The organism is Dietzia papillomatosis NBRC 105045, assembly GCF_001570845.1.
GTDB classification, from domain to species: domain Bacteria; phylum Actinomycetota; class Actinomycetes; order Mycobacteriales; family Mycobacteriaceae; genus Dietzia; species Dietzia cinnamea.
This window is the reverse complement of sequence record NZ_BCSL01000009.1, coordinates 16,827-37,346: the sequence shown is the minus strand read 5'-3', so window position 1 is coordinate 37,346 and position 20,520 is coordinate 16,827. Positions and strand designations below refer to the sequence as shown.

Here is a 20,520-nt window from a genome sequence, read left to right as displayed (position 1 = left end):
AGCCCGCCCGGGAATAGTTAGACAGAACTGTCTGTTCTCTCTACCGTGGGGCCAGACGACGAGACGACGCCCCGGGAAAGGAACACCCCCCAATGACCCTCTTCCTCTACGAGATCACCCCCTCGGCGGAGCAGCAGACCGACCCCTCCGCGCTGATCGATTCCATCGCCTCGACCCTCGCGGGCTCCGGCGCCGAGGTCATCGAGACCCAGGTGACCAAGGGCGCCTCCCGCGTCTTCACCATCATCGAGCTCCCCGACGACGAGAACGGTGCCTGCGCCTTCGAGGCACCCGCCCTGGACGCGTCCGCGATCGGTGCGGCCGAGGTCACCGAGCCCGCGCAGGTGCGTCTCGTGGGCACCGACCTCGAGACCATCAAGGCGGCCCGTCCCGAGGCCGGCTACCTGGTCGAGTGGGACATCCCAGCCGAGATCGACATGGACACCTACCTCACGCGCAAGAAGGAGAAGTCCCCGAAGTACGCGGAGATCCCCGAGGTCTCCTTCCTGCGCACCTACGTCCGTGAGGACACGGACAAGTGCCTGTGCTTCTACAACGCCCCGGACACCGACGCCGTCGTCCGCGCGCGTGAGATCGTGTCCACCCCCATCTCGCGTCTGCACGAGCTGGCATGAGCGACTCCGCGACCGACACCATCACCCACGACCTCGGGGCTCCCAGGGCCCGGCTCGCCGCCGGTGAGTTCGGCAGTGTCGACGTGGCGGGTCTCGTCGCGGTGATCGACTCCGTCGCCGCACGCGCCTCCGCGCTGGACCGGAACGAGGCGGATCTGCGTCAGGACATCGCCGCACTCGCCGACCTCGGCCTCTTCGACGTGGACCGCACGCCGGTCTCCGCCGCCGCCGCGGTCATCGAGGCGGTGGCCACGGAGAGCCTGGCCGTCGCGTTCGCAGCGTGGGCGCAGCGGATGACCGCCGCCTACCTGCGGCACTCGGCCGACCGCTCCGACGCGGCGGCCCGGACCTACCGGGCCGTCGCGGACGGCGGCCGCCCCGGCGTCACCGGGATGGCCGCAGCCCAGCGGCAGGTAGTCGGCCTCGGCAACGTCCCGATCTCCGCGACGAAGGTCGACGGTGGTTACCGGATCGACGGACCGATCGCGTGGGCGTCCAACGTGTACCCGGACAGCACGATCGTTCTCGCGGCCAACACCGAGGACGGGCGCAGCCTGGTCGTCACCTTCGACGCCTCCGCGCCCGGCGTGGAGATCCGCAATGCTCCGGACCTCCTGGCACTCAACGCGACCGCCTCCATGATGATCGGTCTGGACAGCGTGATCGTCCCCGACGAGCAGGTGCTCGGCGAGGATCTCGCCGACTTCCTGTCCGGCGTGCGCCCCCAGTTCCTGGTCCTCCAGGCCGCGTTCTGCTCGGGCGTCGCCGCCCGGTCTCTGACCGAGGCCGAGGGGCGGCTCGAAGGACTCGGTGCCTTCTACTCGGACGAGCACGCCGACCTCGCTGCTCGTCATGCGCATATGCACTCCGAACTGCACCGACTCGGTGCGGCACCGCACGAGGCGTCGCTGAAGGATCTTCTGCTCCTGCGACTCGACGGGGCTGAGATCGCGCCGGCGGCGACCCGGCTCGAGGCCGTCCTCTGCGGGGGGATGGGGTACGCCCAGACGGCCCCTGCGAACCGTCGGATGAGGGAGGCGGCGTTCCTTCCCGTGCAGTCGCCCTCCCAGTCTCAGCTGCGGTGGGAGCTCGACCGGCTCGGGGTCGCGCCGTGACGGCCGGAGTGCTCGAGAAGCCCGTGGCCGTCAGCGTCACGGGCCTCCAGCACCGGTTGCCCGGTGGTCGGCCGTTGTTCACCGACCTCGATCTGCAGGTCCGGTCCGGTGAGTCGCTCGTCCTCCTCGGCCCGTCCGGCGTCGGTAAGTCCACTCTCCTCCGGCTCCTGGCGGGGCTGGAGGAACCGGCCGGCGGCGAACTCCGTGTCGGTTCGGGCAGCATCGGCGGCGGTGGCCACTCCTATGCCGTGGTCTTCCAGAAGCCGCTGCTGTACCCGTGGCTCACGGTGCGGGAGAACGTGGCGCTGGGCGGCCGGTTCCGTGCACTGCGGGGCCGCGTCGACGCGCGTCACGTCGATGATCTTCTCGACCACTTCGGTATCGCCGAGCTCGCCGACTCCCGCCCCGATCAGATCTCGGGCGGGCAGGCGCAGCGGGTCGCGGTCGTCCGTGCCGCGGCGACGCGCCCGGAGATCCTCCTGCTCGACGAGCCGTTCAGCGCACTCGACCCGGTCACCCGGGCTGATTCGCAGCGGTGGCTCGTCGGTGTGACGGCCGACCTCGGGGTCACCTCGGTGATGGTGACGCATGACGTGGACGAGGCACTGGTCGTGGGCTCTCGCATCGCGCTGCTCGGCTCATCGGGCCGCGTGCAGCAGGAGTGGACGAACCCCTCTCACGGCACCACCGACTCGGATCCGGCCCTGCGAGAGAGCATTCTCGCCGCCTACCGGACCGCCTGACCGTCGCGGCGATGTCTGATTCTGCCGGGGCCAGGGGCCCCCTTCTCGACCGGCGGGCTCTGCTCAGGGCCGGAGGTGCCCTCGCCGTCGGGGCCGGTGCCCTCGGGGGCGCCGCCTCGCTCGGCTCGCTGGTCACGGCGGCGACGGCGTCGCGGGGCGCGGCCACCGACGACCTCCGGATCGGCTACCTGCCGATCACCGACGCGGCCCCCCTGCTCGTCGCGCACGGTGACGGATACTTCGAGCGGCAGCGGCTCATCGTCGGTCGGCCGGTGCTGTTCCGGTCCTGGTCGTCGCTCATGGAAGCGTTCCTCACCCGCCAGGTGGACCTCATCCACCTGCTCATGCCCTCGGCCGTCCAGCTCCGGTACGTGATCGGCGCGGACGTCAAGGTGGTGAGTTGGAACCACACCGGCGGCGGGGCCATCACGGTGGCCCCGGACGTGACGGAGATCGGCCAACTCGCCGGCACCCAGGTGGCGATCCCCGGTTGGTGGTCGATCCACAACATCTTGCTGCAGCGGGTCCTACGCGCGCACGGTCTCACTCCCGTGGCGCGACGGGCCCCGAGCCGGCCGGAGGACACCGTCGAACTCGTCGTCATGGGGCCGTCCGACATGATCCCGGCGCTCGCCACCGGCTCCATCTCGGCCTTCACCGTCGCCGACCCGTTCAACGCCGGTGCGGTCGCGCAGGGCGTCGGCTCGCTGCACATGCTGCTCGATCAGGTGTGGCGGGATCACGCCTGCTGCGTCACGGTCGTGCACCGGGAGCTGATCGACAACCGACCGGACACCGTCCAGGCTCTCGTCGACGCCGCCGTCGCGGCGCAGCTCGGGATCACCGCGGATCGCTCCGCGGCCGCCGCGATCCTGTCCGGAAAGGGCTATCTGCCGCAGCCGCCCAAAGCGGTCGACGTGGCCATGACCGGCACAGTTCCCGACCCCGACGGCGGACCCGCGCGCAACCGGATCGACTTCCACCCGTATCCGTTCCCCAGTTTCACCGCCGAGCTGGTGAGGCAGATGCGGACGACGGTCGTCGACGGGGAGACCCGCTTCCTCGACGGCCTCGACCCCGCGGGCGTACATGGCGAACTCGTCGACGACGGGTTCGTCCGCACCGCGATCGCCCGCCACGGCGGGCCCGCCGCCCTCGGTCTCCCCGCCTCGCTGACCCGACACGAACGGCTGATCTAGATGACACGCACCGACTCCACGCCGGATCCGGGCACCGACCCGGTGGCGGCCGACCCGATGATCGCCGGGCCCGGAGCCCCCGAGCTCGGCGCCGCCAGCGCCGCCGCGGACCGGGGATCGGACGAGCGCGCGACCCCGAGCGTTCGCCGGGGTCGTCGCGGTGTCGGCGCAGGGGGGCTCGCCGCTCGCTGGGGAGCCGGCCTGGTGGGCCTTCTCCTGGGGCTCGCGGTCTGGGCTCTTCTCACCTCCGGCCTCGTCACCGATGACCCGGTGATCGGAGGCATGTCCCCGGCGGAGACGTGGTCCGGTTTCGGCGACCTGCTCGACCGTGGGGTGTTGCTCTCCGATGCCGCGGTCAGTCTGTACCGCCTGGTAGCCGGGCTCGCGGTGGCCGCTCTGCTCGGTGTCCCACTCGGGCTGTGGCTCGGCCTACGTCGGCGCGCCGAGGCGGTCGCGGGCCCGCTCGTCCAGTTCCTCCGGATGATCTCGCCGTTGTCGTGGGCGCCTGTCGCGATCGCCGTCTTCGGGATCGGCAACGAGCCGGTGATCTTCCTCGTCGCCGCGGCGGCGATCTGGCCGATCATGCTCTCCACCTCGTCCGGCGTCCACGCGATGGACCCGGGTTATCTCGACGTGGCCCGCACGATGGGCGCCAGCGGGTGGGAGCGACTGACGCGGGTCGTCATCCCGGCGGTGAGACCGGCGATCCTCGGCGGTATCCGGCTCGCCCTGGGCACGGCGTGGATCGTGTTGGTGCCCGCGGAGATGCTCGGAGTTCGGTCGGGGCTGGGTTATCAGATCCTCAACGCCCGCGATCAGCTGGCCTACGACCAGGTCATGGCCGTGATCCTGGTCATCGGCGTGCTGGGGTTCGCGCTGGACTCGCTGTCCCGGCTCATCCTGCGGGAGCGCACCGCGCGCTGACGCGCGGCCCCGGCGGTGGCCGGTGCAGGTGCGGGCGCAGGGCTCATACCCGGCGCAACTCCGAGCGCAGGTGGTGCGTGAGGGGTACACCCACGGCGGCCATCGCGAATGTCGTCACCATCCGGTCGCCGACGATCTCGTATCGGCGACTGGTGGTGACGACCTCCTTGGCGGTGGCACTGCCCACGACGCGCGAGTCGAATTCCAACACGACGGTGTCGGCCTCTGCGACGACCGTGCCTTCACACAGCTCGGTCTGCCCGGTGGGCTGGGCGAGGACGAACTCGGCCACGCCGTCGCGGGGCGCTCGGAGGAACCCTGTCTCGGTGTGCATGGGCGAGCCGTTCGGTGCCCACGTCCGCTGGGTGTAGTGCAGGAAGGGTTTCCCGACATCCGTGAACGTGAGCTCCTCGGTGTAGGAGAAGTCGTCGATCGTCGGGTACGTCCCCGCGCCGTTCCCCTTCCAGGAGCCGAGGAGTGCCGCCAGGGGCGTGAGGTTCGGGGCGAGCGTCGATGCGGGATCCATGGCCGAGAGACTAGGCCACGGCCGGGCACGCGGCGGTCTCCGGCGCCGGGTTCGTAGCGATCGCCGGGTTCGCGGCGACAGCTGATCAACCGTCCCAGACCGGGTTACCGTCCTCGTCGAGCCGCAGGCCCTCGCTCGGCGTGTGCTCGGTGATCGAGCCGGAGTGCATCAGGTGCCCCACCGGCAGCTCGTGGACGGTCGCCACCACGTCAGCGACAATTCTCCGGTGGCAGCGCCACCACACCGATTCCGAGCACATCACCGCGACCCGCCGCTCGTGCGCGTCCGCCACGACGCGGGCGAGGGCCTCGCGAAAGGCGGGGTCGCGGGTCCAGGCGCTGTACGCCCGGAACGCCTCCACGCGCCACCATGTGTCGGGCGACCGCCGTCGTTGTTCGGCATCGAGGTGTCGGCGCCCGCCGAGGGCCTCCTCCCAGCGGTAGTCGATGCCGGCCTCCCCGACGATCTCGGGAACGGCGCCCTTGGCCGCCGCCTCGTTGGCACGGCTACCGGGGAACCTCCGGATGTCCACGAGGAGCTCGACCCCGGCGCCGCGGAGCAGGCGGGCTAGTTCGTCGCGGTCGAGTCGGCCGTGTCCGACGGTGAGGAGCATCAGCGATCGGTCTCCCGTCCCGTCCCCTCGGTCGCCCGCGGGTCGCCGCCGCCGGCAACGCCGCCGCCGCGAGGCGCATCGCGGTGTCCGTCACCGGATCCCCGCCGGGGGATCAGGTGCATGACCGCGACGATCACCGCACCCACGGCGAGGCCGAAGACGAGGGCGCACGCCGTGTCGACCAGCCATCCGAGTACGGCGCCCACGCCGGCGACGCCGGCCGCGGGCTCCGCCAGGACGTGCACGAGGTCGTACGGCGCGGTCACACCGAGCTCGCCGAGGCCCACGAGAAGGATGTGTCCGCCGACCCACAGCATCGCGAGCATGCCGACGAACGAGATCACCTCGAGTACGGTCGGCATCGCCTTGACCAGGTTGCGGCCGAACCGTTGGATGCCGGGGGAGTCCTTGGCCGCGAGGTGCAGCCCGATGTCGTCCATCTTCACGATCATCGCGACGACACCGTAGACGAGCGCCGTGATCGCCAGGCCCACCACCACGAGGATGACCCCCCGCGACCAGAACGACTCGGACGCGACCTCGTTGAGGGCGATCACCATGATCTCGGCGCTGAGGATGAAGTCGGTGGTCACCGCGCTGCGCACCATCCGCGCTTCGGCCTCGGGGCCCTTCTCCACGACGGGCGCGGCCTCCTCGTGGTGTCCCGAGACACGTTCCCACACCTTCTCGGCGCCCTCGTAGCAGAGGTAGAGGCCGCCGAGCATGAGGATCGGGGTGAGGAGCCACGGGACGAACTGGCTGAGCAGGAGCGCGAAGACGATGATGATCGCCTTGTTGCCCAGCGATCCGAGCGCGATCTTGCGGATGATGGGCAGTTCGCGCGACGGATCGACGTCGCGCACGTACTGGGGCGTGACGGCGGTGTCGTCGACCACGACTCCGGCGGCCTTGACGCTGGCCCGTCCCGCGGCGGCCGCGACATCGTCGGCGCTGGCGGCGGCCATGCGTGCGAGTACAGCGACGTCGTCGAGCAGGGCGGCGAGTCCACCGGCCATGGAAGACCTCATTTCGGGCGGGCGGGCATGACCCCGCGGACGGGTCCGACCGCGAGGCCGGGTCGTCCCAGGGTAACGCTCAGTCCCGGGGCGTCGAGGACCCAGCGCAGCGTGGGGGTCGCGGGCGTCGTAGCGGTGCCCGCGGTGACCGGTGCCCACGACCGTGCGGCGCGAGGTATCGTCGGGACGATGTCACCGCACGACCGCATCATGTACGACCGCGTCCCGTTCGACCGCTCTCGCCTCCGGGGGGTGGTCGGGGTCGTCGGGGTGCTGGGGACGTTGGTGGCCATCAACCTCACCGCGAATCTGGCGGGGCTGCCGTACCGCGACTGGATCGTTCCGTTGGCCGTGCTCGTGATGGTCGTGGTGGTCAAGGTGCGCGGCATGCAGTGGGCCGAGTTGGGCCTGTCCCTGCGGCACATGCCGCGCGGACTGGCGTACGGCCTCGCCGCGACCGTGGCCGTGGCCGCGGTGGTGACGGCCGGGTGTCTGATCCCGGCGACCAGCCCGTTCTTCCTCTCCGAGCGCTACTCGGACCTGCGGATGGCGGTGTTCTCGGCGCTCGTGCTCATCCCGCTGATGACCGTCCTGCCGGAGGAGTTCGCGTTCCGGGGCGTCCTGCAGGGTGCCCTCGAGCGCACCTTCGGCACCACCGGGGTCTTCGTGATCGGCTCACTGGCGTTCGGTCTGTGGCACGTCACGTCGTCGTTGGGCCTGACGGCCGGCAACGCCGGGCTGGCCGAGGTCCTGGGAACGGGGCCGGTCGGTCAGCTGGCCGGGATAGGCCTGGCGGTGACCGCGACGTCCGTGGCGGGCGCGGGATTCATCTGGATCCGCCGCCGCAGCCGGAGCCTGCTCGCACCGATCGGCCTGCACTGGGCGTTCAACGCCGTCGGCGCGCTGGCGGCGGCGCTCACGTGGCGCGCCCTGGCCGGCTGAGAATCGCCCACGCGGCCACCACGGCGATCGTCGCGCATGTGCCCATCACCGCGAGCATGGGGACGGCCGAGTGCGGTCCGGCGAGCCCGGTCAGTGGCGAGACCACCGCGGCCAGGCTGAACTGGGCGGCGCCGAGCAGTGCCGACCCGGCGCCGGAGTTGCCGCCGGTGGCCTGCATGGCCAGGGCCACCGCGTTGGGCAGGACCGTGCCGATCGACAGAGTGAGCACGATGAACCCGACCGTGACCGGCGCCAGCGAGAGGGTGCCGGCGGGGGAGAGGGTGACGACGACGACGAGGAACACGATCGCCACGACCATGCCCACCACCCCGGTGCCCATGAGCTTCTCCGGTGCGAACCTGCCCACCAGCCGCGCGCCCGCGAGGTTCGACACGAGGATGCCCAGTGCGTTGACGGTGAAGGCGATCGCGTAGGCGGTGGGCGACAGGCCCACCATGTCCTGGTAGATGAACGGGCTGGCCGAGATGTAGGCGAACAGGACGCCGAAGGTGAACACGAACACCGACACACGGGCGGCGAACGGCCCGTGCGTGGCCACGGCCCGCATGCCGGAGAGGGCCGCGCGCACGCCGCCGGCGCGACGGTCCGCGGCCGGCAACGACTCGGGCACGGCCACGGCCACGCCGACGGCCGTGACGGCGGCCAGTGCGGCGAGCAACCAGAACACGCCCCGCCAGCCGCCGAAGGGCACCACCGCGCCGCCGACGAGCGGGGCGATCACCGGGGCGACGGACTGGATGGCCATGAGCGTCGCGAACGCCTTGGCCACCCCGTCGCCCCGGCCCACGTCGACGATCACGGCCTTGGCCAGCACGACGCCGGCGGCGCCGAAGAAGCCCTGGGCCACCCTCCCGGCCAGCAGCACCCAGATCGCGGGGGCGAGTGCGCAGACGACGGCCGCGAGTGCGGTGCCGATCGCGCCCGCCAGGAGGAGGGTCCGGCGGCCCGTCCGGTCCGAGATCGGGCCGATCACCAGCTGGCCCAGCGCCAGCGACACCATGAACGCCGTGAGTGTGAGTTGCGCGGTCGAGGCGGTGACCCCGAACTCGTCGACGATCAGCGGCAGCGCCGGCAGGTAGGTGTCGGTGGCGAAGGGGCCGATCGCCCCGGTGAACGCCAGCGCGACGAGCATCGTGGCCGGGACGCCGCCGGCGGTCGGGGGAGGTGTCGGGGAGGGGGCGGACGTCACGACTGGACGATATCGGCGCCGTGAGCGCCGGGCCCGCCCGGGTCAGTCGGTCTCGACCTCCGCGACCCCGTCGAGGTAGGTGATGACGCCTCCCTCGAACGTGGAGATCCAGCCGCCGTCCGTGGTCGCCTCGTCCGCCGTGGGGAAGCCGAGATCGCCCGCCGGGCCGCCCGCCTCGCGGTAGGCGGCGAGGATCTCGCCCTGGACGACGAATGGGCGGCCCCGGGGAGTCAGGACGATCGCACCCCGTTCGAAATCGACGACCGAACCACCCTCCACCTCCGTAGCGGGCCCCGTCACCCGGCCGAGCATGCCCTGCTCGCCACCGAGTTCCTCCCAGCGCTGTGCCACCGCCGCCGGGATGTCGACCGGGGAGCCCGCGGACCCGGGTACGGGGGTGGAGCTCGTCGTCGTCGCCGTCTCCGCCGTCGTCACCGCGGTCGGTGACGCCGGCGCGGCGGAGTCCCCACCGGTGGGGCCGTCGGCGGACGAGCAGGCCACCAGGGTGGCGCCGGTGACCGCGGCCAGGGCCAGAGGGGCGAGGATACGCGTGATCCTGTCCATGGCGCCGATCCTAGTCGCCCGTGCCGTAGTGGGACCGTGGCCGAAACCGCAACGCCGAACGGCTTTCCCGGCTGAGGCGCACCGGCGCACACTGAAGGGCACCGCCGGGGCCCCGCGTCTCCGGCACCGCGGAGGGGAACACGATGGCCCAGATGAGCACCTGCCTGTGGTTCGCCACCGAAGCGCAGGAGGCCGCCGAGTTCTCACGCCTCCGGAGTACACGGACGCGGTATCCCTCGAGATCCGGTGCGACACCCAGAAGGAACTGGACCACTACTGGAACCGACTCCTCGCCGGCGGCGGTCGGGAGGTCCAGTGCGGCTGGCTCATCGACCGATACGGGGTCCGTTGGCAGGTCACCCCGCACATGCTCTACGACCTGGCCCGCGGCGACGACCCCGAGGCGGCGCGACGCGCGTTCACCGCGATGATGAGCATGGTCAAGCTCGACGTCGCCACTCTCGAGGCCGCCGCCCGCGGGGACTGAGCTGCGCGGACGACGGCCGGGAGGACGGATCAGAGCCCGGGGCGCTTGCCGATCGTCAGCGTGACCTCACCGGTGTGGGCGAAGAAGTCCTCGCCCTTGTCGTCGACCACGATGAACGCGGGGAAGTCCTCGACCTCGATCTTCCACACCGCCTCCATGCCGAGTTCCTCGTACTCGATGATCTCGACGTGCTTGATGCAGTCCTGCGCCAGGCGAGCGGCCGGGCCGCCGATCGAGCCCAGGTAGAAGCCGCCGTACGTCGCGCACGCGTCGGTGACCTGCTTGGAGCGGTTGCCCTTGGCCAGCATGACCATCGAGCCGCCGGCGGCCTGGAACTGCTCGACGTAGGAGTCCATCCGTCCGGCCGTCGTGGGGCCGAAGGACCCCGACGGCATGCCCTCCGGCGTCTTGGCCGGACCCGCGTAATACACGGGGTGGTCCTTGAGGTACTGCGGCATCTCCTCGCCCGCGTCCAGGCGCTCCTTGATCTTGGAGTGCGCGATGTCGCGCGCCACGACCAGCGGACCGGTCAGCGAGAGCCGCGTCTTGACCGGGTGCTTGCTCAGCTCGGCCAGGATCTCCGGCATCGGCCGGTTGAGATCGATCCTCACCGCCGCGCCCTTGCCCGTGCCGGACACGCCGTCGGTCGCGGCGTCGAGCTCCGCGTCGGTGGTGGCCGGCAGGTACTGCCCCGGGTTGAACTCGAGCTGCTCGAGGAACACGCCCTCCGGGGTGATCTTGGCCTTGGCCTGACGGTCGGCGGAGCAGGACACGGCGATCGCGACGGGCAGCGAGGCCCCGTGTCGGGGCAGCCGGACCACGCGCACGTCGTGGCAGAAGTACTTGCCGCCGAACTGTGCGCCGATGCCGATCTGCTGGGTGAGCTCGAAGACCTTCTCCTCGAGATCCGTGTCGCGGAATCCACGACCGGTCATCGCGCCCTCGCGGGGCAGCTCGTCGAGGTAGTGCGCGGAGGCCAGCTTGGCGGTCTTGAGCGCGAACTCCGCCGACGTGCCGCCCACGACGATCGCGAGGTGATATGGCGGGCACGCGGCGGTGCCGAGGGAGCGGATCTTCTCCTCGATGAACTGCATCATCCGCTCGGGGTTCAGGATCGCCTTGGTCTCCTGGTACAGGAACGACTTGTTGGCCGACCCGCCGCCCTTGGCCATGAAGAGGAACTTGTAAGCGCATCCGGATCCGGGCGTGGTGTTGGCGCCGATCTCGATCTGCGCGGGCAGGTTGGAACCGGTGTTCTTCTCGTCCCACATGGTGAGGGGCGCGTTCTGCGAGTAGCGCAGGTTGAGCCGGGTGAACGCGTCGTAGACGCCGCGGGCGACCGCCTCCTCGTCCGGGCCGGGGGTCAGCACATGCTGGCCGCGTTCACCCTTGACGATGGCCGTGCCGGTGTCCTGGCACATGGGCAGCACGCCGCCGGCGGCGATGTTGGCGTTCTTCAGCAGGTCCAGCGCGACGAACTTGTCGTTGTCACTGGCCTCGGGGTCGTCGAGGATCTTGGCGACCTGCGCGAGATGGTCACTACGGAGGTAGTGGGAGATATCGTGCATCGCCGTCTCGGTGAGCAGGCGGATGGCCTCGGGGTCCACCTTGAGGAACGTCATGCCGTCGGGGCCCTGCACTGTCGAGACGCCCTCGGTGGTGAGAAGGCGGTACTCGGTGGTGTCCTCCCCGACGGGAAGAAGGTCCTCGTAGAGGAAGTCGGCCATCGACGGCTCCTGGGTGTGCAGGTGGATGATCTGCGTCCCAGGATAGTTGCCGGATCATGCTGGTCGGAATCGGGTGTGGATCAAGGGCACGAACCGGTAACCGCCGTGCTCGCTGATCTCGAGGTCGGCGCCCGATCGCCGCACCCGGTGCATCCGGTTCGCCCACGGCGCGACCATGATCCCGTTCTCGCCGAGCTGGCCGACGAGCTCGCGGGGGAGGTCGTCGGCCATCGCGGAGACGAGGATGCGGTCGAACGGCGCGTGCCCGGGGAGGCCGAGTGCCCCCGGTTCGGCGTGGTGGACATGGACCCACGGTTGGTCGATCGCCTCGCGGGAACTTTCCACCAGCTCCGGGACGAGTTCGACGGCGCGGACCTCCGAGTCCGGCCCGCCGAGCTCGCCGAGGATCGCGGAAGTCCATCCGCTACCGGACCCCACGTCGAGCGCCCGCATACCGGGGAACGGCTCGAGGAGGGTCAGCATGTCCGCCACGGTGGACGGTTGCGAGTTGGTCTGCCCGTACCCGATCGGCAGCGGAGCGTCGAGGGCGTGGTCTCCGACGACCTCCGGCGGGAGGAAGCGACGGCGGTCCTGGGCGCGCATCGCCGCCGCGATATCCGGGACGCTCACGGCGACACCCCCGCGGTCGGTCGCTTCGGTCAGGCCTCGCCGAGGACCCGGGTCTCGCCGTCCGGGTCGAGCTCGTCGATCTCGTCGCGGGGCTCTGGCGAGACCCCCTCGTCCTCCGGCTCCGGGCTGTCGACGTCCGGACGCTCGGCCGCGAGCTTGTCGTCGAGGTCTTGGTTCTCCTCGATCGGCTTCCACGTCTCCGGCGGGTCGACGGTCAGGTCCTCGTTGTCCGTGGTGATGACGTCGGCGTCGAGACCCTCGCTACCGTCGAGCGTGTTCTCGTCGTAGTCACCGTCGGTGTCCTGGTCGTACTGTCGTTCGGTCATGACTCTGATTGTCCTGAATCCGGGGCCTTCCCGCATCCGGTCTCCTCGATGCCGCCGGGCGGGACGCACCACGGTCGCAGGGTTCGAGGAAGAGGCGTGGTGCGTGTTAAGTGAGGCAAGCCATACTTTCAACTTGCCTATCGATGATTCGTGCGGTTAAGGTGAGGCTAACCTTCCGAACTATCCCTGGAGTGACATGAAGCGATTCCCCAAGATCGCCGCCGCAACGGCAGCGATCGCGTTGACCGGTGGCGCGCTCACTGCGTGCGGCAGCTCGGACGCACAGTCCGCCGGCGCCGAGGGGGAGGGACCGACCCGGGTGGTGCTCACGAGTCACGCGGCGGCCGACACCCTGGATGCGCTCGACCTGGAGGATCGGGTCATCGGTCTGGTGAAGACCGGAGTCTTCCCGGCGGCGTTGGACGTGTACGCGGGAGACGAGTACACGGACATCGGCAGCCTCAAGGAGCCGAAGATGGACGTCATCGCCGAACTGGGACCCGACCTGATCCTGTTCGGTAACCGCACCCGGGAGATGGAGCCGGAGTTCGCGAAGATCTCCGACCAGGTGATCGCCGGAGATCCGGACACATCCGACACGATCGCGTCGAACCGCGCCAAGGTCGAGGAGATCGCGGCGCTGTTCGGAGCCGAGGACAAGGCTGTCGATGAGCTCGCCGAGATCGACGAGATGGTGGCCGAGACCCGGGCCAAGGCGGAGGGGGCGGGCACGGCCCTCGTCCTGATGACGTCCGGCGGCAAGGTGACCGGGTACGGACCGGGCTCGCGCTTCGATCTGATCTTCAACGAGCTCGGGATGTCGCCTGCAGGTGAACTCGAGGCGGAGGGCAGCCACGGTGCCCCGCTCAGCTGGGAGCAGATCGCCGAGCTGAATCCCGACCACGTCTTCGTCATCGATCGGGACGCGGCGATCGGTGCCGAGGGTGAGGCCGCCGCGGCCCTGCTCGACAACCCGCTCTTCAACCGGACCTCGGCTGCGGTCAACGACAACGTCCACTTCCTGGACGGCCAGAACTGGTACCTCGTCGGGGGCGGGCTCGGCGTCCTCGAGTCGATGATCGACGAGATCGACTCCGCCGTCTCCTGACGGTAGGCAGCCACCGCAGATGACGACGACCCTGGCCGAGCGCCGACCGCAGCGTTACTCGCTGTGGCCGGCGCTCGGCGTCGCCGCGCTCGTGATCTCGCTCGTGGCGAGCGTGTTCGTCGGCGCAGCGGACATCACCGTGTGGGACGCCCTCACGGGTGGACTCACCGAAGCGCACCGTGTGTACCTCGTCGAGGCCCGCCTCCCGCGTACCGCTGCTGCCGCCCTCGCGGGGGCGTCGCTGGCGATCGCGGGTCTGCTCATGCAACTGCTCACCCGAAACCGGTTCGTCGAGCCGTCGACCGCCGGAACCGTCGAGTCCGCCGGGCTCGGCCTGGTGGTGGTGGCGATCATCGCGCCGGGTGCACCGATCGTTGCCAAGATGCTCGTGGCCATGGTGTTCGCCCTCGCCGGGACCGCCCTCTTCCTCGCCTGCATCCGGCGGGTACCGGTGTCGGATTCGTTCGTTGTCCCACTCATCGGCATCATGCTCGGGTCCGTGATCGGTGCCGTCGCGGCTTTCCTGGCCCTGTCCCGCGATCTGCTCCAGATGCTCAACTCGTGGATGCTCGCCGACTTCTCCGCGGTCCTGGCGGGGCGGTACGAATTGCTGTGGCTGGTGGGAGTGCTCGGCGTCCTCGCCTACGTCGCCGCGGACCGATTCACTGTCGCGGGTCTGGGCGAGGACGTTTCGACCGGCCTCGGACTCGACCACAAGACCGTGGTCGGCGCCGGGATGGCCATCGTGGCCGCGGTCGCGGCGGTCGTGGTGGTCACCGTCGGCGCACTTCCGCTGCTCGGGCTCGTCGTGCCCAACGTGGTCTCCCGCCTGGTGGGCGACGACGCCCGCCGTGGCCTGCCGCTCGTCGCGCTTCTCGGTGCGGTCACGGTCCTGGTCTGCGACATGGTGGGTAGGTCGCTCCCCGGGTTGTTCGCCGGTGGTGCCCCCGGCGCCGGCGAGGTACCCGTGGGCACGATAGTCGGGATCCTCGGCGGCGCCGTGTTCCTCGCCATGATGCTGCGGGGGGTGCGCAATGCCTGAGAACGCCATCCTCGTCGCGCCGCCGAACAGTCTGTCCCGGGGACGGACCCGGGCCGAGGCCGACCACCGGCGACGGTGGATCGTGACGCTCGTGTGCGCCGCACTGGCCGTCGTGGCCCTCGTGGCCCTCGTGCTCTCCGGCCTACCGGGCACCGTCGGCTCCAAGGCGTGGACCTACTCTCTCGACCGCCTATCGCGTCACGCCGTGGCGATCGTCCTGGTCTCGGTCGCGGTCGGGGTCTCGACGGTGCTCTTCCAGACCGTCACCGGCAACCGGATCCTCACGCCGGCACTGATGGGATTCGACTCGCTCTACCTGCTCATCCAGACGATGCTCGTGTTCTTCATGATCCCGCGCGACGCGGCGGTGATCGGGGGACTGACGAGCGGTGGTCTGGCGGGGTTCCTCGGCCAGACCGCGATCATGGTGGTCGCGTCGACGTCGTTGTACCTGTGGCTTCTCGGGGGCCGCAAGACCGACATCCACCTCCTGCTTCTGGTGGGCGTGGTGTTCGGGGTCTTCTTCCGCTCGGCGTCCACGTTCTTCCAGCGTCTGCTGGACCCGGCGGCCTACCTTCAGGTCCAGGACGCGATGTTCGCGAGCTTCCGCGGGGTTCAACTCGACGTGCTCGCGGCCTGCGGGGCCATCGTGGTGGCGGGCGTCATCGTCGTGGCGGTCCTCGGTCGCCGGCTCGACGTGATGCTTCTGGGGCGCGACCCCGCCGTCGCGCTCGGCGTGAACCACCGACGGGTCACGATCGTGGTCCTCGTGGTGGTCTCCTTCCTCGTCTCGGCGTCCACCGCCCTGATCGGTCCCGTGATGTTCTTCGGGCTCATCGTCGCCAACGCGGCGTACGCGCTACTCGGCACCACACTGCACCGGTACACCCTGCCGGTGGCCTCTCTGCTGGGTGTGATCGCCCTGGCGGGCGGCGAGATGGCCCTCGGCGCTCTCGGCGTCGAGTCCGCGCTGAGCATCGTCATCGAGTTCGCCGGTGGTCTCCTGTTCCTGTTCCTGCTCCTGACCAACCGCGCACGCTGAAAGCGAGGCACGACATGTCCCTTCTCCCGTTCCGACGCCGCGGCGACCGATCCGGTGACGCCCGGTGGGCGGCCGGGTGCGGCATCGAGGCGCGGTCGGTGTGCTCCTCCTACGGTGACACCCCGGTTCTCCACGACGTCACGGCGTGTTTCGCGCAGGGCGGCGTCACGTCGCTCATCGGTCCCAACGGTGCGGGCAAGTCGACTCTTCTCGGTGTCATGAGCCGCCTCCAGCCAGCGGATTCCGGAACAGTGCTCGTCGACGGGGTCGACGTGTCTGTCAACGGGGGACGTGAGTTGGCTCGCCGCCTCGCCGTGCTCCGTCAGGAGAACGCCGTCTCCATCCGGCTCACGGTGCGTGAACTCGTGGGGTTCGGACGATTCCCCCACAACGGCGGCCGCCCCGGTCCGGACGACGCCGAACACATCGACTACGCACTGGGGGCGATGGAACTCGAGGACCTCGCCGACAGGTATCTCGACGAACTGTCGGGCGGCCAGCGTCAGCGCGCCCACATCGCGATGGTGCTGGCGCAGGACACGGACTACGTCCTGCTGGACGAGCCGCTCAACAACCTCGATCTCCGGCACGCCACCGCGATCATGCGACTGCTGCGTCGCACCGCGGCGGAGCGGGCGAAGACCATCGTGCTCGTCATCCACGACATCAACATCGCCGCCGCGTACTCCGACCGGATCATCGCCATGAAGGACGGCCGGATCGTCTCCCACGGTACCCCGGCCGAGATCATGCGGACAGACGTCCTCAAGGCGGTCTACGACATGGAGATGCAGGTCGCCGAGGTCGCCGGACGTCATGTGGCTCTGTACTTCGACGGAGAAGAAGCCCCGGACGCGCGCGGCGTGGCGATGTCGACGGCCTGAGCCCGGCACGGGTCTCCCGGCGACCAGTAGGTGCGTCAGACCGCCCCGGCTACAGTGTCGTTCTCAGAGGTGGCGGGGATCCCGCCCCCGCCCGGAAAGGAGTCCCCGCATGGCGCCGCTGTCCGTGGTCACGATCGTCCTCGCTGGTGGCGCGGGATCCCGCCTCCGCGCTCTCACCCGGGACAGGGCCAAGCCGGCCGTGCCCTACGGGGGCGGATACCAGCTCATCGACTTCCCGTTGAGCAACGCGGCCAACTCGGGCCTGAGAGATGTCTGGGTGGTCCAACAGTTCCACCCGGTGTCACTGGGTTCTCACCTGCGCAGCGGCCGTCCGTGGGATCTCGATCGTCTGGAGGGGGGACTGCTCGTGCTGCACCCGTCGCAGGGCACCGGCCGCGACGGGTTCCACTCGGGGACGGCCGACGCTCTGTGGAAGCAGGTCGGACCGCTGCGCGAAGCGGCTCCCGAGGTGACCGTCGTGGTCAGCGCCGACGCGGTGTACCGCCTCGACTACGACCGTCTGGTCCGCGACCACCTGGAGTCCTCCGCGGAGGTCACCATGGTCACCACCCGGGTCGATCCCGGGGACGCCGGGCGCTACGGGGTGGTTCGCGTGGCCGACGACGGCACGATCACCGACTACGCGTACAAGCCCGACGACCCGGCCACCGACCTCATCTGCGCGGAGATCTTCGCCTTCGACACCGCCGCCCTGATCCGCTACCTCGAGAAGGCGCACGCGGACGCCGCCGCCGACGGCGATGACGGGGACGGCGCCGACATGGGCGACATCGGCGACAACGTCCTTCCGGCGATGGTCGGGGCCGGGCGGGCCCGGGAGTGGCGCCACGACGAGTACTGGCGCGACGTGGGCACCGTCGAGTCGTACTGGGCGGGGCACATGGATCTGCTCGGCGAGCCTCCCGCGTACGAGCTCGACGTCCCGGGCTGGACGTTGCGGACCGCCTCGACGTTCAGCGGACCGGCCAGGACGGGCCCGGACGCCCGGCTGACGACGTCGCTGGTGGGTCACGGCGCGGTCGTGTGCGGCGTCGTGGAGCATTCGGTCATCGGTTCCGGAGTCGTCGTCGAGGAGGGCGCCCGGGTCCGCGACAGTGTGATCCTGCCCGGCGCCGTGGTGCGTTCCGGGGCGCGGGTGGAGACCGCCGTCGTCGACGCCGGGGTCGAGGTGCCGGCCGATGCGCGCATCGGGGAGCCGCAGCCGGGTGCCGACGAGTCCACTGTCCGGGTGGCGCTGCTGGGCGCCGCGCGGGACGGGGCGCGGCCGCCCGGCTTCACCCTGGAGGCGGGGAGGCTGGATCCCCCCGACGACGACGAGGACTCCAGCGTCTGACATGGGCCGGGCGCCGGGGGGATCGGGCCCGGCCGGTTCGATCCCGCCGGGAACCGCCGGTGCGACGCTACGCTCGTGCCATGCGATTCGGTCTCTTCCTGCCCCAGGGCTGGCGCCTCGATCTGGTAGACGTGCCGGCCGACCGCCACTGGCCCGTGATCTCCGATCTCGCCGCCCGAGCCGACGCCGGCCCGTGGGAGTCGGTCTGGGTCTACGACCATATGCACACCTCGCCCCTGACGTCGTCCGAGGCGACCCATGAGGCGTGGAGCCTGATGTCGGCGCTCGGTGCGGTGACCTCGCGGGTGCGGCTCGGCCAGATGTGCACGTGTCTCGGGTATCGCAACCCGGCCCTGCTCGCGAAGATCGCCGCGACGGTCGACCACATCTCCGGTGGCCGGGTCGAGATGGGGATCGGCGCGGGGTGGTACGAGCACGAGTGGCGCGCGTACGGCTACGGCTTCCCGTCCGCCGGTGAACGACTGGGAATGCTCGACGAGGGCGTGCGCATCATGCGCGAGGCGTGGGCGCAGGGCGTCGTCTCCCTGGAGGGCGAGCACTACCGGGTGGACGGGGCGATCGTGCAGCCGCAGCCGCTGCAGCCGGGCGGCATCCCCGTCTGGGTCGCGGGCGGGGGAGAGCGCAAGACCCTGCGGATCGCCGCCCGGTACGCCGACTACACGAACTTCGACGGCACCCCGGACGGCTTCGCCCACAAGGCGGAGGTCCTGCGAGGCCACTGCGCGGATCTGGGCCGCGACCCGGCGGAGATCACCATGACGGCCAACTACAACGTGGCCATCGGCGAGACGGAGAAGGAGGTCGCCGACCGGCTGGCCTCACTCCGCGACCGCATGGCTCGTCACGTGGGCGCGGACGAGGCGGATCGCCAGCTGGGGGCGTACCGGGGCCTGCCCGGCGTCGGGACGCCGGGGCAGATCGTCGACAAGCTCACCGCGCTGCGGGACCTGGGTATGGACTACGGCATCTTCTACTTCCCGGAGATCGCGACAGACACCTCGGGTCTCGAGCTGTTCGAGCGAGAGGTCGTCCCGGCGTTGAGCTGAGACCCGGTGGTGCCGGGGCCCCGGCGTCGCGCTGACCCCGACCACCGAGAGCAGGTGCCCGCGATGAGGACGGTCGAGTACGAGGAGCTGCCCGCGGAGGCGGTCCTCGACCACGTGACGCCGGGGATGCACGTCATCTCGCCGATACAGAACGCCGCGCCCCCGGCGCTCCTGCGGGCCCTGGACGCCGGGGCGGACGGATTGACGGACGTCACGGTGCACCACATGGACCCGTGGGAGTCGCTGCCCTTCATGGAGGGGGCGTATCCCGGTCGGCTGCGCCACGTCGACTACTTCCTGGGGCCCGGTTCGCGGAAGAACTTCCACGAGGGCCACTGCGACCTCATTCCTGTGGACTTCGCCAAGATCCCGGCCACTCTGCGCGAGTTCAGTCCCCCCGGTCTGGCGATCACCACCGTGTCGGAGATCGACGAACACGGCTTCTTCTCGATGGGCACCAACGCCGACTACGTGGCCTCGTTCATCGGGCAGGTGCCGTTTTTCGTCGAGGTCAACGCCAACATGCCGCGGACCTTCGGCCGCAACCACATCCACATCTCGCAGGTCGTGGGGGTGACCCGCAATGACGTACCGCTGATCACCACCGAGCCATCGGTGCCCGGCGAGATCGAGAACGCGATCGCCGACCGGATCGCCGAGCGCGTCCCCGACGGCGCGTGCCTGCAGCTCGGCGTGGGGAAGTTGCCCAACGCGTTCCTCTCACGGCTGACCGGTCACAAGAACCTCGGCATCCACACCGAGGCGCTCTCCGATGGCGTCATGGACCTCGTCAACGCAGGCGTGATCGACGGTTCCAGGAAGACCGGCCGCCCCTACAAGCACGTCACGACCTTCGCTGTCGGCTCCCAGAAGCTGATGGACTGGCTGCACAACAACCCATCGGTGGCGATGCTGCCGGTGGACATCGTCAACGACCCGCGGGTAATCGGGCAGGAGCACAACCTCTACTCGGTCAACGCGACGAGCGAAGTCGATCTCTACGGGCAGGCCGCCTCCGAGACGATCGCCGGCCGGTACTGGTCGGGCGCGGGCGGGCAGGCGGATTTCGCCCGGGGCTGCACCTTCTCGCCGGGAGGGCACGGCTTCATCGTCACCCCCTCCCAGACCTCCAAGGGGATCAGCCGCATCACCCTCTCCCTCACGCCGGGCAGCCCGGTCACCACCCACAAGAACATCATCGAGAACGTGGTGACCGAGTACGGGATCGCGTCGCTGCGCGGCAAGTCCGTATCCCAGCGAGCCGCCGCGCTCATCGACGTCGCGCACCCGGACCACCGCGAGCGGTTGAGCCGCGAGGCCAGGGAGGCGGGCCTGCTGCCCCGTACCGTGCATTAGTCACCGAGAA

At 70.2% G+C, this 20,520-nt stretch carries 22 protein-coding genes; 14 read left to right on the top strand and 8 right to left on the bottom strand.

The annotated features are described in order from the left end of the window. Positions 1-92: 92 nt before the first annotated feature. The 5 genes from DPA01S_RS04665 to DPA01S_RS04645 are packed head-to-tail and all read left to right on the top strand — an operon-like array spanning position 93 to position 4,616. Entirely contained in the window at positions 93-635 is a 543-nt protein-coding gene (locus tag DPA01S_RS04665; RefSeq protein WP_061227622.1) for a DUF4242 domain-containing protein, read from the top strand. Next, positions 632-1,750: an acyl-CoA dehydrogenase family protein gene (locus DPA01S_RS04660; protein ID WP_007629771.1), complete on the top strand. Its 1,119-nt coding sequence runs from the start codon at positions 632-634 to the stop codon at positions 1,748-1,750. Before DPA01S_RS04665 ends, DPA01S_RS04660 begins: the two co-directional genes overlap by 4 nt. Before the next feature lie 56 nt (positions 1,751-1,806). Then, positions 1,807-2,493 (top strand): ABC transporter ATP-binding protein, encoded by a 687-nt coding sequence (locus DPA01S_RS04655; RefSeq protein WP_050797162.1) that lies wholly within the window; start codon positions 1,807-1,809, stop codon positions 2,491-2,493. Between the two features lie 11 nt (positions 2,494-2,504). Continuing rightward, positions 2,505-3,692, top strand: coding sequence for an ABC transporter substrate-binding protein (locus tag DPA01S_RS04650; protein ID WP_007629774.1), 1,188 nt, complete (start codon positions 2,505-2,507; stop codon positions 3,690-3,692). Continuing rightward, positions 3,693-4,616 carry an ABC transporter permease gene (locus DPA01S_RS04645; protein WP_311200406.1) on the top strand — a complete coding sequence of 308 codons (924 nt, stop codon included), beginning with the start codon at positions 3,693-3,695 and terminating at the stop codon, positions 4,614-4,616. Positions 4,617-4,659: 43 nt separating this feature from the next. Here the strand turns inward: DPA01S_RS04645 and DPA01S_RS04640 are convergent, their stop codons facing one another. From DPA01S_RS04640 to DPA01S_RS04630, 3 genes are all read right to left on the bottom strand, one after another. Further along, positions 4,660-5,142 carry a heme-binding beta-barrel domain-containing protein gene (locus tag DPA01S_RS04640; protein WP_061227623.1) on the bottom strand — a complete coding sequence of 161 codons (483 nt, stop codon included), beginning with the start codon at positions 5,140-5,142 and terminating at the stop codon, positions 4,660-4,662. Between the two features lie 85 nt (positions 5,143-5,227). Beyond that, complete coding sequence (locus DPA01S_RS04635; RefSeq protein ID WP_061227624.1) at positions 5,228-5,755, bottom strand: DUF488 domain-containing protein; 528 nt, start codon at positions 5,753-5,755, stop codon at positions 5,228-5,230. Beyond that, complete coding sequence (locus tag DPA01S_RS04630; protein WP_061227625.1) at positions 5,755-6,771, bottom strand: DUF808 domain-containing protein; 1,017 nt, start codon at positions 6,769-6,771, stop codon at positions 5,755-5,757. Before DPA01S_RS04630 ends, DPA01S_RS04635 begins: the two co-directional genes overlap by 1 nt. Positions 6,772-6,960: 189 nt before the next feature. On the opposite strand from DPA01S_RS04630, the gene DPA01S_RS04625 reads away from it, so the two are divergent. Further along, positions 6,961-7,713, top strand: a complete 753-nt coding sequence (locus DPA01S_RS04625) for a CPBP family intramembrane glutamic endopeptidase (RefSeq protein WP_061227682.1) — start codon at positions 6,961-6,963, stop codon at positions 7,711-7,713. Here the strand turns inward: DPA01S_RS04625 and DPA01S_RS04620 are convergent. Both DPA01S_RS04620 and DPA01S_RS04615 read right to left on the bottom strand, forming a co-directional pair. Next, on the bottom strand, positions 7,688-8,923 hold the full coding sequence (locus DPA01S_RS04620; protein WP_232303017.1) for a multidrug effflux MFS transporter: 1,236 nt from the start codon (positions 8,921-8,923) through the stop codon (positions 7,688-7,690). The genes DPA01S_RS04625 and DPA01S_RS04620 overlap by 26 nt on opposite strands. Before the next feature lie 42 nt (positions 8,924-8,965). Beyond that, complete coding sequence (locus DPA01S_RS04615; RefSeq protein ID WP_007632510.1) at positions 8,966-9,487, bottom strand: LGFP repeat-containing protein; 522 nt, start codon at positions 9,485-9,487, stop codon at positions 8,966-8,968. Positions 9,488-9,653: 166 nt separating this feature from the next. On the opposite strand from DPA01S_RS04615, the gene DPA01S_RS04610 reads away from it, so the two are divergent. Next, entirely contained in the window at positions 9,654-9,974 is a 321-nt protein-coding gene (locus tag DPA01S_RS04610) for a VOC family protein (RefSeq protein WP_007632512.1), read from the top strand. A 29-nt stretch (positions 9,975-10,003) separates the two neighbouring features. Here DPA01S_RS04610 and DPA01S_RS04605 read toward each other — a convergent pair whose 3' ends face one another. Genes DPA01S_RS04605 through DPA01S_RS04595 form a run of 3 tightly spaced genes read right to left on the bottom strand, consistent with a single transcriptional unit; the run spans position 10,004 to position 12,657 of the window. Further along, complete coding sequence (locus DPA01S_RS04605) at positions 10,004-11,701, bottom strand: fumarate hydratase (RefSeq protein WP_061227627.1); 1,698 nt, start codon at positions 11,699-11,701, stop codon at positions 10,004-10,006. Between the two features lie 54 nt (positions 11,702-11,755). Continuing rightward, a complete protein-coding gene (locus DPA01S_RS04600) occupies positions 11,756-12,331 on the bottom strand; it encodes a protein-L-isoaspartate O-methyltransferase family protein (RefSeq protein WP_232303016.1) in 576 nt (191 codons plus the stop codon). Positions 12,332-12,360: 29 nt separating this feature from the next. Further along, positions 12,361-12,657 (bottom strand): hypothetical protein, encoded by a 297-nt coding sequence (locus DPA01S_RS04595; RefSeq protein ID WP_061914286.1) that lies wholly within the window; start codon positions 12,655-12,657, stop codon positions 12,361-12,363. Positions 12,658-12,853: 196 nt separating this feature from the next. On the opposite strand from DPA01S_RS04595, the gene DPA01S_RS04590 reads away from it, so the two are divergent. The 7 genes from DPA01S_RS04590 (at position 12,854) to DPA01S_RS04560 (ending at position 20,510) form a co-directional block, all read left to right on the top strand. After that, on the top strand, positions 12,854-13,765 hold the full coding sequence (locus tag DPA01S_RS04590; protein WP_007632520.1) for a siderophore ABC transporter substrate-binding protein: 912 nt from the start codon (positions 12,854-12,856) through the stop codon (positions 13,763-13,765). A gap of 19 nt (positions 13,766-13,784) precedes the next feature. After that, positions 13,785-14,807, top strand: coding sequence for an ABC transporter permease (locus DPA01S_RS04585; protein ID WP_007632521.1), 1,023 nt, complete (start codon positions 13,785-13,787; stop codon positions 14,805-14,807). Next, positions 14,800-15,849, top strand: a complete 1,050-nt coding sequence (locus DPA01S_RS04580; RefSeq protein ID WP_007632522.1) for an iron chelate uptake ABC transporter family permease subunit — start codon at positions 14,800-14,802, stop codon at positions 15,847-15,849. The genes DPA01S_RS04585 and DPA01S_RS04580 overlap by 8 nt, the downstream gene beginning before the upstream one ends. Positions 15,850-15,863: 14 nt before the next feature. Next, positions 15,864-16,733 carry an iron ABC transporter ATP-binding protein gene (locus DPA01S_RS04575; protein WP_007632524.1) on the top strand — a complete coding sequence of 290 codons (870 nt, stop codon included), beginning with the start codon at positions 15,864-15,866 and terminating at the stop codon, positions 16,731-16,733. Positions 16,734-16,842: 109 nt separating this feature from the next. Beyond that, positions 16,843-18,087: a glucose-1-phosphate adenylyltransferase family protein gene (locus DPA01S_RS04570; RefSeq protein WP_007632526.1), complete on the top strand. Its 1,245-nt coding sequence runs from the start codon at positions 16,843-16,845 to the stop codon at positions 18,085-18,087. 80 nt (positions 18,088-18,167) lie between these two features. Next, on the top strand, positions 18,168-19,154 hold the full coding sequence (locus DPA01S_RS04565; RefSeq protein WP_007632528.1) for an LLM class F420-dependent oxidoreductase: 987 nt from the start codon (positions 18,168-18,170) through the stop codon (positions 19,152-19,154). A gap of 63 nt (positions 19,155-19,217) precedes the next feature. Then, a complete protein-coding gene (locus DPA01S_RS04560; protein ID WP_007632529.1) occupies positions 19,218-20,510 on the top strand; it encodes an acetyl-CoA hydrolase/transferase family protein in 1,293 nt (430 codons plus the stop codon). Positions 20,511-20,520 lie beyond the last annotated feature (10 nt).

Bases quoted from the DNA above. Each gene is read 5' to 3' on its own strand.
- DPA01S_RS04640 (WP_061227623.1), bottom strand. From the start codon at position 5,142: ATGGATCCCGCATCGACGCTCGCCCCGAACCTCACGCCCCTGGCGGCA.
- DPA01S_RS04645 (WP_311200406.1), top strand. From the start codon at position 3,693: ATGACACGCACCGACTCCACGCCGGATCCGGGCACCGACCCGGTGGCG.
- DPA01S_RS04590 (WP_007632520.1), top strand. From the start codon at position 12,854: ATGAAGCGATTCCCCAAGATCGCCGCCGCAACGGCAGCGATCGCGTTG.
- DPA01S_RS04560 (WP_007632529.1), top strand. From the start codon at position 19,218: ATGAGGACGGTCGAGTACGAGGAGCTGCCCGCGGAGGCGGTCCTCGAC.
- DPA01S_RS04585 (WP_007632521.1), top strand. From the start codon at position 13,785: ATGACGACGACCCTGGCCGAGCGCCGACCGCAGCGTTACTCGCTGTGG.
- DPA01S_RS04580 (WP_007632522.1), top strand. From the start codon at position 14,800: ATGCCTGAGAACGCCATCCTCGTCGCGCCGCCGAACAGTCTGTCCCGG.
- DPA01S_RS04595 (WP_061914286.1), bottom strand. From the start codon at position 12,657: ATGACCGAACGACAGTACGACCAGGACACCGACGGTGACTACGACGAG.
- DPA01S_RS04565 (WP_007632528.1), top strand. From the start codon at position 18,168: ATGCGATTCGGTCTCTTCCTGCCCCAGGGCTGGCGCCTCGATCTGGTA.
- DPA01S_RS04660 (WP_007629771.1), top strand. From the start codon at position 632: ATGAGCGACTCCGCGACCGACACCATCACCCACGACCTCGGGGCTCCC.
- DPA01S_RS04615 (WP_007632510.1), bottom strand. From the start codon at position 9,487: ATGGACAGGATCACGCGTATCCTCGCCCCTCTGGCCCTGGCCGCGGTC.
- DPA01S_RS04650 (WP_007629774.1), top strand. From the start codon at position 2,505: ATGTCTGATTCTGCCGGGGCCAGGGGCCCCCTTCTCGACCGGCGGGCT.
- DPA01S_RS04630 (WP_061227625.1), bottom strand. From the start codon at position 6,771: ATGGCCGGTGGACTCGCCGCCCTGCTCGACGACGTCGCTGTACTCGCA.
- DPA01S_RS04605 (WP_061227627.1), bottom strand. From the start codon at position 11,701: ATGGCCGACTTCCTCTACGAGGACCTTCTTCCCGTCGGGGAGGACACC.
- DPA01S_RS04570 (WP_007632526.1), top strand. From the start codon at position 16,843: ATGGCGCCGCTGTCCGTGGTCACGATCGTCCTCGCTGGTGGCGCGGGA.
- DPA01S_RS04625 (WP_061227682.1), top strand. From the start codon at position 6,961: ATGTCACCGCACGACCGCATCATGTACGACCGCGTCCCGTTCGACCGC.
- DPA01S_RS04665 (WP_061227622.1), top strand. From the start codon at position 93: ATGACCCTCTTCCTCTACGAGATCACCCCCTCGGCGGAGCAGCAGACC.
- DPA01S_RS04575 (WP_007632524.1), top strand. From the start codon at position 15,864: ATGTCCCTTCTCCCGTTCCGACGCCGCGGCGACCGATCCGGTGACGCC.
- DPA01S_RS04635 (WP_061227624.1), bottom strand. From the start codon at position 5,755: ATGCTCCTCACCGTCGGACACGGCCGACTCGACCGCGACGAACTAGCC.